The following is a 10,555-nucleotide window of genomic DNA, read 5'->3' as shown; positions in this document are numbered from 1 at the left end:
ATCGCCGCCGCAGCCCTCGTCCTGCTCCAGCTCGAATACGACCGCACCATCTAAACGATCACACACAGCTATGACCGTTTACCGGGAAAGGCTCAGTGCGTACCGACATGAACATCTGGCAGCCCGAACCAGGGGAAATGCTTCTGGGACGCGCACCCGTCACCTTCGCGACGGGCGCCGCGATGCGGGTCAGGGGTATGCGCTGGTTCCGTGACACAGAGCGCAACGACATCCAAGACGAGTTGCCAGGCTGGCCCGAAGGCCCCTCCTTCACGGCTCGTTCGACGGGCAGCACGGTCGGCTTGAAGACTCTCAAGGGTGCCGCCATCGTCGTAGGCGCGACCTTCATGGCCGTTCTCAGCGCTGCAGGCGGCAATATCGCCACCCCCTCAAGCGACTCGGGCTCCGACAGGCCGGACGAACCGTCCAACGAGGTCGAGGACTTCCCGGTCATGTGGGCCGCGCCAGGCACCGTCGCCCGCACCCTGCCCTGGCAACTGGACCCGGGGCGCACCGACCAGAAGCACCAGCGCACGCACGCGATCGTCACCGACCGCAGACTCGTCATCGTCAGCCTGCCCTATAACAAGAAGAGCGTCGAGGCGATCGATGACGAGGTTCTATGGGAGTGCGCACGCACCGACATTAGCGGCATCGAACTCAAAGACTTCAAGGACGGCAACGACTTCAAAGTCACCTTCGTAGACGGCTCATGGTGCAGGCTTCGGGCTTTTGGGCGCAGAAAGCTGACGCGGTACCTGGAGCACACCCCCAACCTGCTCCCCCTCGATTCCCTGACCCCTCAGCAGCGGGCGGCAGTCCTGGAATTCGCCGCGAACGTCGAGATGCCGGATTCCGTCTCCCCCATCATCACCCGCAATACGTGCGGCCACTACAACGTCGACATTCTGCTGCCGCGTCGGTTCACCTCCGCGTTCGGAGCCTCGGAGGAGAGTCTGGTCATGGACGACGACGGCCGGGAAGTCGACCCCAGGGAATATCACCCAGAAGACCTCTGAAACCACCGGAACTTCACACTGGAAACGGCCACACTCCATGCGCCCCTCTGCCGAGCCCACCGATCCCCTTCAGCCACTCCTCACAACGACGGAGCCCCCGCCGGTCTGGTTCCTGGCCCCTGAGGGTTTCTTCGCGCTGCCCCTCGCCGACAGCCCCGAGGAACGTGCGGCCCGCGCGCACTCCTTCGTGCGGGAGCTCTACTCCCGTGGGGACGAGACGGTCTGGGGCCCCGCCGCTCCGTACTACACGGCAATTGCCGAACTCATGCAGGGCACCGGGGTCTCCTACGCCGCGATGGGCCTGTTCTCCACGTCGGAGGAAGAACACACCCCCGAGGGTGACATCGCCCGGCACAACCCCTCCGACGGCGTGGCCCAGTGCGCCTTCACCTTGGCCGCGATCCCCACGGACCAGGCCGACACCGACACCGATGTCGTGGCGCAGGGAATTCTCGCGACCCTTTCCGCGGACTCTTACAGCGAGGTCGGATGGCTCGATCTCCCGTGTGGCCCTGCGGTGTCATGCGTCACCTGGCGTGAGCTGAAACTCAACCCCGCGGTGACGGCCAGCGGGGAGGCGACGGATCTCGTCACGGCCCGGATCCAGGTCCACGTGCCGTTCCCGACCGGCCCGTTCACGGCCGTCTTCACGCTCTTCACAGCTTCCGTGGATCGGTGGGCCCAGTTCGTCGACATGATGGGAGCCATTCTCCAGACGGTCTCCTTCGTCGATCCCACCCAGGCTCTCACGCCCGACGCCTCACCCGAAGAAGCATGAACGCCACGAGCCCAGTGGCACCGGCGGGCGGCAACGCCGACGCCGGAAATGCCTGGCAGCTCGCGGTGGTGGTCGCCTCGGCGACCGGTCGCGTCGAGGACTAGAACGTGGCGACGGTGTTCCCGGGCCGCCGGGCCCGTCTGAGCAAGGTCGACGTCACGCCCGAAACCGTCAGGAAGGGCGACCGGATCGCCGCGACGGGAACGCTGGCCCACGACGACCGGGGCGGCACCGCGCCTTCCGGATATGCCGGGCGCGGTCAAGCTCGACTTCTGCAAGGGGCCCACGACGACCGTGGCGACAGGCACCACTGACGCGAACGGCCGGGTGCGATGGGCGCCCCGGCACCCTCCGGGAACGGCAGACACCGCCTCGCGTACACCAGCGACCAAGCGGCCCGCTGTCGGCCACGGACGGCGTCACCGCCCACTGAACCGGGGGGCACGACATGGCGATGGGTGCCGACGCGGCGAGCTGGGCGGCCCGCCGCACCGGTCATGACGTGCCGTCGGGCCTAGGTCACCGGCTCTTGGCCGCCTGCGCCAGTTCCTCGTCGATCTGCTCGAACTTGTCGGCCGCGTTGGTCAGGTAGTCACCCATGCCGTCCAGGCCGTCGAGCGTGTCCTTGGTGCCGCGGGTGAACTCTTCGAAGTTCTCGTCGAAGGCCTTCGAGGAGCTTTTGGTGACGTAGCCGGACTCGACCAGGTTGGCGATGTACTTGCGCAGGCCGTCGAGCTTCTCCTGGAGCTTTTCCTTCTCCTTCACGACATGCTTGGCTGCGTCGCGCATGTCCTGGTATGTGACGTCAAGGTCCTTGGCCATGAGACCGCTCCTCTTCACCATGCCGCAGGGCCAACCCCCGTGGCTCCCTGTGCGCGGACGAGACGGGTGGGCCGCATGGTTCCACCCAGGTGATACGTCCGCTCTTGCGGCAGCAGCTTACGGGGGTGAACTGACGTGCCACATCCCCGAATCCGGAACAGAAACGGTGAAGTGGACGCCGTGAGCGCGTGCACAGCGCGTTGCCATCGGAAAGAACGTCCGCAAGCGCACAGGACGTGCACCGGACGTGCACCGTACCCCGCCCGCCCATTGCCCCGCCCCCGCGCCGAGCGGATATCGTCGCTTCCACTGTGACCTGCGCAAGGGAGCGGTCACGGGGGGCTTGGGGAGGACGAGCGTGCGCCTGACTCTGACCGTCGTCGACCCGTTCGGCGGGGGCTCCGCCGACGTCGTACTCGATGCCGACCCCGAGTCCAGCGTCGGGGACATCGCGCAGGAGCTGGCCAGACACGTCGGCGTCGGCGGCGCGCAGGTCATTCCGATCGGGCAGCACCAGGCGGTCCCGCCGGGTGGCGCGCCCCTCGTGTACGTGGACGGGTACGCCGTCGATCCGAGTGCCACCGTCGTCGGTTCGCCGCTGCGCGAGGGCGCCGTCGTCAGTCTCCAGGACCCGGCCGGCTGTCTGCCCGGCGAGCCGACGGGGCTGGTCGAACTGCGGGTCGTGGGCGGGCCGGCCGCCGGTCATGTGCATCGGCTCGGCGTCGGCCGCTACGACATCGGCAGCGGCCCGGCCGCACAACTGCGCGTCGACGACCCCGAACTCGACGCCCGCGCCCTCACCTTGTCAGTTGCAACCGATGGCACCTGCCAAGTCGCCGTGCACGCCGGCACGGACGACAAGAACACAGTCAGCCTCGACGGGACGAAGATCTCCGAGAGGGACGGCGACGCCTGGCCGCTCGGCGCGCAGATCGCCGTCGGCAACACCCTTCTGGAACTGGGCCGTTACAGCCCGCCCAACGCGGCCCTGAAGTGGTCGGACGACGGGATCGGGCTCGACTACAACCGGCCGCCCCGGCTGCGCCCGCCCGAGCGGCAGACCAAGTTCCGGCTGCCGTCGCCGCCGCGCGAGTACGAGGCCCGGCCGCTGCCCTGGCTGATGGCGCTGACCCCGGTGGTCGGCGCGGTGGTGTCCGTGCTCATCTTCCAGCGCTGGTACTACCTGATCATGGCGGGCCTCAGCCCCGTCCTGCTGTTCGCCAACTACTTCATGGACAAGAAGCACGGGCGCAAGTCCCATGCCAAGCAGGTCAAGGAGTACAAGGAGCAGAAGGAGCGGATCGAGAAGGACGCGCAGGACGCGCTCGTCGCGGAGCGGCAGGACCGGCGGGCCGCCGTGCCCGACCCGGCCGCCGTCCTCTCCCTCGGCACCGGCCCGCGCACCCGGCTGTGGGAGCGGCGGCGCACCGACCGTGACCATCTGCTGGTGCGGGTCGGAACGGGCCGGCTGCCCTCCGAGGTGGTCCTCGACGACCCGGAGCAGGACGACCACCGCCGCCAGGTCACCTGGACCATCGAGGACGCGCCGGTGGCGCTCTCGCTGCGGTCCCTCGGCGTGATCGGCATGGCGGGGCCGGGCGACTCGGCGCGCGCCCTCGGACGGTGGGCGGTCGCGCAGACCGCCGCGCTGCACAGCCCGATGGACGTCCAGTTCTACGTCCTGAGTGAGAACAGCGCGCAGAGCAGCTGGGACTGGGTGCGCTGGCTGCCGCACGCCCGGCCGACCGGCGGGCAGGACGCCAACGTCCTCATCGGCACCGACGCCGAGACGGTCGGCGCCCGCATCGGCGAGCTGACCCAGATCCTCGACGCCCGCAAGAAGGCCGCCGAGCAGAACCGCGGGCAGCGCACGGACTTCTCCGACCCGGACATCGTGGTCGTCTGGGACGGCTCGCGGCGGCTGCGGTCCCTGCCGGGTGTCGTACGGCTGCTGCGCGAGGGCCCGGCGGTGTCCGTCTACGCGCTGTGCCTGGACGCGGAGGAACGGTTCCTGCCGGGCGAGTGCCAGGCGTTCGTCGTCGCCGAGCCCAAGGCACAGGAGTACGACAGCGCGGCGCAGCAGGCGGTGCAGCAGCAGGCGCCCGGCGGCTTCCCGTCCTTCCACGCCTGGCACGCCACAACCGCCCAGGAGAGCGAACCGGCGCAGCAGGCACGGGAGTTGCGGCTGCGGGTCGAGGAGGCGGGCGCCGAGCGCATCAAGGACGTACGGCCCGACTTCGTCTCCGCCCCCTGGTGCCTGCGCCTGGCCCGCTCGCTGTCCCCGCTGCGCGACATCAGCGGCGAGACCGAGGACTCGGCGCTGCCCGCGGCGAGCCGGCTGCTGGACGTGCTGCAACTGGAGCCGCCGACCGGTGAGGCGATCACCGCCCGCTGGCGGATGGGCGGGCAGTCGACGCTCGCGGTCATCGGCGAGTCGTACGACGGCCCGTTCGGCATCGACATGCGCAAGGACGGCCCGCACGGGCTGATCGCCGGTACCACCGGTTCCGGCAAGTCCGAGTTGCTGCAGACCATCGTCGCCTCGCTGGCGGTGGCCAACACGCCGGAGAACATGACGTTCGTCCTCGTCGACTACAAGGGCGGCTCGGCGTTCAAGGACTGTGTGAAGCTGCCGCACACCGTCGGCATGGTCACCGACCTCGACGCCCATCTCGTCGAGCGCGCCCTGGAATCGCTGGGCGCCGAACTGAAGCGGCGCGAGCACATCCTGGCCGCCGCCGACGCCAAGGACATCGAGGACTACCAGGACCTGGTGCGCCGCGACCCCTCGCATCCGCCGGTGCCCCGACTCCTCATCGTCATCGACGAGTTCGCCTCGATGGTGCGCGACCTGCCCGACTTCGTGACCGGCCTGGTCAACATCGCCCAGCGGGGACGTTCGCTCGGTATCCATCTGCTGCTGGCCACGCAGCGGCCGAGCGGTGTGGTCTCCCCCGAGATCCGCGCCAACACCAACCTGCGGATCGCGCTGCGCGTGACCGACGGCGGCGAGTCCAGCGACGTCATCGACTCGCCGGAGGCCGGACACATCTCCAAGAACACGCCGGGCCGGGCGTACGTCCGTCTCGGGCACGCGTCCCTGGTGCCGTTCCAGTCGGGACGGGTCGGTGGCCGCCGGCCCGGCGCCGCGGACCCCACCGCCCTCGCGCCCTGGGTGGGCGAACTGGCCTGGGCGGACCTGGGCCGGGCCGCGCTGGTGAAACCGAAGGCCGAGGCGCGCGAGGACGAGGAGATCACCGACCTGAAGGTGCTGGTCGACGCGGTCCGCGAGGCCAACACCGCGCTGGGCATTCCCGCGCAGCACAGCCCGTGGCTGCCCGCGCTCGCCGAGACACTGCTGCTGGACGACGTCGAGACGCCGGTCGCGGCGCTCGCTCCGGGCCGGCTGCCGCCCGCGCCGTACGGTGTGGAGGATCTGCCCGCCGACCAGGCGCGCCGCCCGGTGGTCGTGGACTTCGCCACCTTCGGCCATCTGATGATCGGCGGCGCGCCGCGCAGCGGCCGGTCACAGGTCCTGCGCACCATCGCGGGCTCCCTCGCCCGCACCCACTCCTGCGCCGACGTCCATCTGTACGGCATCGACTGCGGCAACGGCGCCCTCAACGCGCTGACCCGGCTGCCGCACTGCGGCGCGGTCGTCGGCCGGAACCAGACCGAGCGGGTGATCCGGCTCGTCAACCGGCTCAAGGGCGAACTCTCCCGCCGTCAGGACCTGTTGGCGGACAAGGGCTTCGCCGACATCGGGGAGCAGCGGGCCGCGGCGCCCGAGGACCAGCGGCTGCCGCACATCGTCGTGCTCCTCGACCGCTGGGAGGGCTGGGTGCCCACGCTCGGCGAGATCGACCACGGTTCGCTGACCGACGAGTTGACGACGATGATGCGGGAGGGTGCGAGCGTCGGCATCCACCTGGTGCTGACCGGTGACCGCACGCTGCTCGTGGGGCGGATCGCGACGCTCACCGAGGACAAGTACGGTCTGCGGCTCGCCGACCGCAGTGACTTCTCCACGCTCGGCATCCCCGCCCGCAAGGTGCCCGAGGAGATCCCGCCGGGGCGCGCGTTCCGCAACGAGTCCGGTACGGAGACGCAGTTCGCGCTGCTCGCCGAGGACACCACGGGGCAGGGGCAGGCGGCGGCGATCGCCGCGATCGGCGAGGCGGCGACGGTCCGGGACGCGGGCGTGCCGCGCTCGCGCCGGCCGTTCCGGGTGGACAGCCTGCCGAGCCGGATCTCCTTCGAGGACGCCTGGGAGATGCGCGACCCGGAGGGCTCGCGTTCACGGCTGTGGGCGCTCGCGGGTATCGGCGGCGACGAGATCGTCGGCTTCGGCCCCGATCTCGCGGACGGGGTCCCGGCGTTCGTGGTCGCGGGACCGGCGAAGTCCGGCCGCTCCACGGTGCTGATGAACTTCGCCCACTCCTTCCTCGCCCAGGGCATACGTCTGGTCGTGGCGGCCCCGCGCCAGTCGCCGCTGCGGCAACTCGACGGCAAGGACGGGGTGTTGAAGGTCTTCACCGGCGACGACATCGACGAGGACGAGTTCGAGGAGGCCATCGACTCGGCGTCCCTGGAGGAGCCGGTCGTGGTGCTCGTCGACGACGGGGAGATCCTGGAGGACTGCGACGCCGAGTCCCACATGAAGCGCATCGTCTCCCGCGGCGCCGAACGCGGCCTCGCCCTCGTCATCGCCGGTGACGAGGAGGACGTCTGCAGCGGCTTCTCCGGCTGGCAGGTCGACGCGAAGAAGGCCCGGCGCGGCGTCCTGCTGTCCCCCCAGGAGTCCTCCAGCGGCGACCTCATCGGGGTACGCCTCTCCCGCAGCCTGGTGGGCGGCCAGATCACCCCCGGCAAGGGCATGCTCCACCTGGGCGACGGCGAACTACGCACGGTGGTCATCCCAGGCTGACCCCGCCCCCGCGCCACGCAGAAGAGCCCGGCGCACACCGCCCCGGGCCATACGGCCGACGGGCTTACCGCCCACGGTACGGACCGGCAGCGGAGCCCGCCGCGCGGAACCGGGGGCGGCAGCCCACCGCGCGGAACCGGGGGCGGCAGCCCGCCGCACGGGACCGGGGGCGGCAGTCCGCCGTGCGGGACCGGGGGCGGCAGTCCGCCGCGCGGGACCGGGGGCGGCAGTCCGCCGTGCGGGACCGGGGGCGGCAGTCCGCCGTGCGGGACGGGGCCCGGGGATGGACCGAGACGCCGACGGCAGGACCGAGGAGCCGGAGCCCACCGTGTGAGGCCGGGGACCTCAGTCCGTCCAGCGGGACCGGGGGCCGGGGATGGACCGAGGCGGCGACAGCGGGACCGGGAGCCGGAGTCCGCCATGCGGGACCGGGGGGCGGGGATGGATCGAGGTGTCGGCGGGCGGGGCCCGGTGTGGGTCGGGGGCGGCGGCCGGACGGACCCGGCACGCGCCTGCCGACCACGGCGCGGCGAACGCCTCGGCGAGGGCCGCGCCGAGCGCTCGTACGGAGTGCGGGGCAGCGGCCCGTGGGGGCGACGGCGGTCGCCGGGGAGGTCCCGCCGCATACCCGGTGGCGGCTCAGGGCGCTGGAGCGTCGGCGTCCGGGACCGGCCCAGTCCAGGTGCCGCCCACCCGCCGTGCGGTCGCGCCCTCGCGTCGATGGAGATCCGCCCGGCCTCGCCCCCGTGCCGATGGAAGTCCGCCCGACCTCGGCCTCGCACTGATAGAGGTCCGCCCGGCCTCGGGGCGATGGGGGTCCGTGCGGGCTCGACCTCGCGTCGATGGGGGTTGCCCGCGCGAGCGGGTTCGAGCGGGGGGAGGGCGCGGGACTGCTCGTCGGTGCGGAGTGTGTGGCCAGCCGTCGGCGCCGTGCCTCGGGGCGGTCCAGCCCGGGGGGCGTCGGTCGGTGGTGGCTGCAAGCGGAGTCCCCGCACTTCTCCGTCACGCCTCGGTCAGCGGGTGCTGCCGGGGGACCCGTACCGCGGAGTGCGTCGGCGGCACGGCCGTGGGCTATGTCAGCAGGTCCACCTTCACGTCCGCGGGGAAGCCCGTCGTCGGGCCGACCCGGCGGGCGAACTCGGCGACCGCCTCCAGCTGGGGGGCGCCGAAGCGGAAGTCGAGGGTCGTGAAGTACCGCTCCAGGACCTTCTCGTCGAAGGCTTCCCAGCGGGCCGCCTGCTCGGCGACCTTGCCGACCTCCTCAAGGGAGAGGTTGCGGGAGGACAGGAACGCCTCGTGCACCTGACGGGTGATCATCGGCTCGCGCTCCAGGTAGTCGCGGCGGGCCGCCCAGACCGCGAAGACGAACGGCAGGCCCGTCCACTCCTTCCACAGCGTGCCCAGGTCGTGCACCGCGAGCCCGAAGCGCGGCCCGTCGAGGAGGTTGGCCCGCAGCGCGGCGTCCCCGATGAGCACCGCCGCGTCCGCCTCCTGCATCATCAGGCTGAGATCGGGCGGGCAGCTGTAGTACTCGGGCCGTACGCCGTACCGCTCGGCGAGCAGCAGCTGGGCCAGGCGGACGGAGGTGCGGGAGGTCGAGCCGAGGGCGACCCGGGCGCCGTCGAGCCGGTCGAGGGGGACCTGCGAGACGATCACGCAGGACATCACGGGGCCGTCGCAGCCGACGGCGATGTCCGGGAAGGCGACGAGGTCGTCGGCGTTCTTCAGGAACTCGACCAGGGTGATCGGCCCGATGTCGAGGTCACCCCGCACCAGCCGCTCGCTGAGCTTTTCCGGGGTGTCCTTGGTCAGCTCGAAGTCGAGGAGGGTGCCGGTTCTCGCGAGCCCCCAGTACAGGGGCAGGCAGTTCAGGAACTGGATGTGGCCGACGCGCGGCCGGGTGCGAGAATTGTCCACATCGCGAGACTAGACCTCATGGGGTACGGTGCCGACAACCGCCCCCTCCGTCAACCGGCCTAGTGGCGTTCAAACTTCCGAGTGGCGTGATCTTGACCTCTATTGCTTCCGGCTGCCCGCATGCTAGGCTCGCCGCAAGTTGCAGTTTGGTTTCCCTTGCAGTACAGAGCCTGCGGAGCATGTAACCGCGGGCTCTCGTCGTTTTCAGACATATGCACTTGTGCGGCACTGTTTCACACTTGCAGGTTCTGGAGCAGGGCAACCCTTTGTGAGCCCAAGGAGGGCTTATGGCTACCGGAACCGTGAAGTGGTTCAACGCCGAAAAGGGCTTTGGCTTCATCGCCCAGGAAGGCGGAGGCCCCGACGTCTTCGTTCACTACTCCGCGATCAACGCTCAGGGTTTCCGTTCCCTCGAAGAGAACCAGCAGGTGAGCTTCGACGTGACCCAGGGTCCGAAGGGCCCGCAGGCGGAGAACGTCACCCCCGTCTGAGCAGCGATCCGATCGCACCCTGAGAGAAGTACCCAAGGAGCCCCGCGCCTTTCGGCGACGGGGCTCCTGCCCTTTTCCACCGCCGGAGGTCGGCGGTCGGCCGTCGCTCTGCGTGCTGCATGATCAGCACGAAGGTCCGCGCCCGGCTCCGCCCGCAGCCGGTGGACGTCCCGCCGGACGCCCGGTGGGCTCGCCGACAGCAGGGTGGCGACGTAGTCGGCCTGCTCCGGGGCAACCGTCGGCCCCTCCCCGCGCGCATCACCCGGACGGTGGACACGGGCGGCTCGACCGGCGCCCAGATCGTCTCCATGCCCGGGTTTCCGCTCGCCGACTCCAACTGGGAGAGCGTGGATTTCGCGATGAGCGACGCGGCGATCCAGTCCAGGGGCAGGGGCGGAGGCGGGGCTGCGGCTTCGGGCACGGCGCCCATCGACTCCGTTCGGCTCTTCGAACTACTGTTCGCTCTGACGAACGTACCTCCTTCCGCGCCGTGTCCGTGGCCGGCGGGCTCCCCCGCTGGGTGCCGGTGACGATGTCACCGCTGGTGTACGCAGGCTCGGCCCAGTTCAGCGGGGGCCGGAGTACTGCCCGGCGCCGGGCG

Annotated in this window: 7 protein-coding genes and 1 pseudogene; 5 read left to right on the top strand and 3 right to left on the bottom strand. The window is 70.7% G+C overall.

The window, feature by feature from the left end; all coding sequences use genetic code 11:
• The first annotated feature begins 107 nt into the window (after nucleotides 1–107).
• From ACIRFL_RS29420 to ACIRFL_RS29410, 3 genes are all read left to right on the top strand, one after another.
• On the top strand, nucleotides 108–1,019 hold the full coding sequence (locus ACIRFL_RS29420; RefSeq protein WP_404034276.1) for a hypothetical protein: 912 nt from the start codon (nucleotides 108–110) through the stop codon (nucleotides 1,017–1,019).
• A 37-nt stretch (nucleotides 1,020–1,056) separates the two neighbouring features.
• Nucleotides 1,057–1,797 carry a hypothetical protein gene (locus ACIRFL_RS29415; RefSeq protein WP_404034274.1) on the top strand — a complete coding sequence of 247 codons (741 nt, stop codon included), beginning with the start codon at nucleotides 1,057–1,059 and terminating at the stop codon, nucleotides 1,795–1,797.
• A gap of 107 nt (nucleotides 1,798–1,904) precedes the next feature.
• A complete protein-coding gene (locus ACIRFL_RS29410) occupies nucleotides 1,905–2,111 on the top strand; it encodes a hypothetical protein (RefSeq protein WP_404034272.1) in 207 nt (68 codons plus the stop codon).
• A gap of 205 nt (nucleotides 2,112–2,316) precedes the next feature.
• Here the strand turns inward: ACIRFL_RS29410 and ACIRFL_RS29405 are convergent, their stop codons facing one another.
• The gene (locus tag ACIRFL_RS29405; protein WP_404034270.1) at nucleotides 2,317–2,619 is read right to left on the bottom strand and encodes a WXG100 family type VII secretion target; all 303 of its coding nucleotides are present in this window, start codon (nucleotides 2,617–2,619) and stop codon (nucleotides 2,317–2,319) included.
• A gap of 358 nt (nucleotides 2,620–2,977) precedes the next feature.
• On the opposite strand from ACIRFL_RS29405, the gene ACIRFL_RS29400 reads away from it, so the two are divergent.
• Nucleotides 2,978–7,546, top strand: coding sequence for an FtsK/SpoIIIE domain-containing protein (locus tag ACIRFL_RS29400; RefSeq protein WP_404034268.1), 4,569 nt, complete (start codon nucleotides 2,978–2,980; stop codon nucleotides 7,544–7,546).
• Between the two features lie 1,071 nt (nucleotides 7,547–8,617).
• Here the strand turns inward: ACIRFL_RS29400 and ACIRFL_RS29395 are convergent.
• Nucleotides 8,618–9,463, bottom strand: a complete 846-nt coding sequence (locus tag ACIRFL_RS29395) for a menaquinone biosynthetic enzyme MqnA/MqnD family protein (RefSeq protein ID WP_404034266.1) — start codon at nucleotides 9,461–9,463, stop codon at nucleotides 8,618–8,620.
• Between the two features lie 287 nt (nucleotides 9,464–9,750).
• Here ACIRFL_RS29395 and ACIRFL_RS29390 point away from each other — a divergent pair, with 287 nt between their 5' ends.
• Nucleotides 9,751–9,954 (top strand): cold-shock protein, encoded by a 204-nt coding sequence (locus tag ACIRFL_RS29390; RefSeq protein WP_003974443.1) that lies wholly within the window; start codon nucleotides 9,751–9,753, stop codon nucleotides 9,952–9,954.
• Between the two features lie 137 nt (nucleotides 9,955–10,091).
• Here ACIRFL_RS29390 and ACIRFL_RS29385 read toward each other — a convergent pair.
• Nucleotides 10,092–10,384, bottom strand: a pseudogene (locus tag ACIRFL_RS29385) (DNA-binding protein); the annotation flags it as partial.
• Nucleotides 10,385–10,555 lie beyond the last annotated feature (171 nt).

Origin of the sequence: Streptomyces sp. NPDC102462, assembly GCF_044765425.1 — a bacterium.
Lineage (GTDB): Bacteria > Actinomycetota > Actinomycetes > Streptomycetales > Streptomycetaceae > Streptomyces.
Note: the sequence above shows the minus strand (reverse complement) of the source record. Positions and strands in the feature narration are given on the sequence as shown.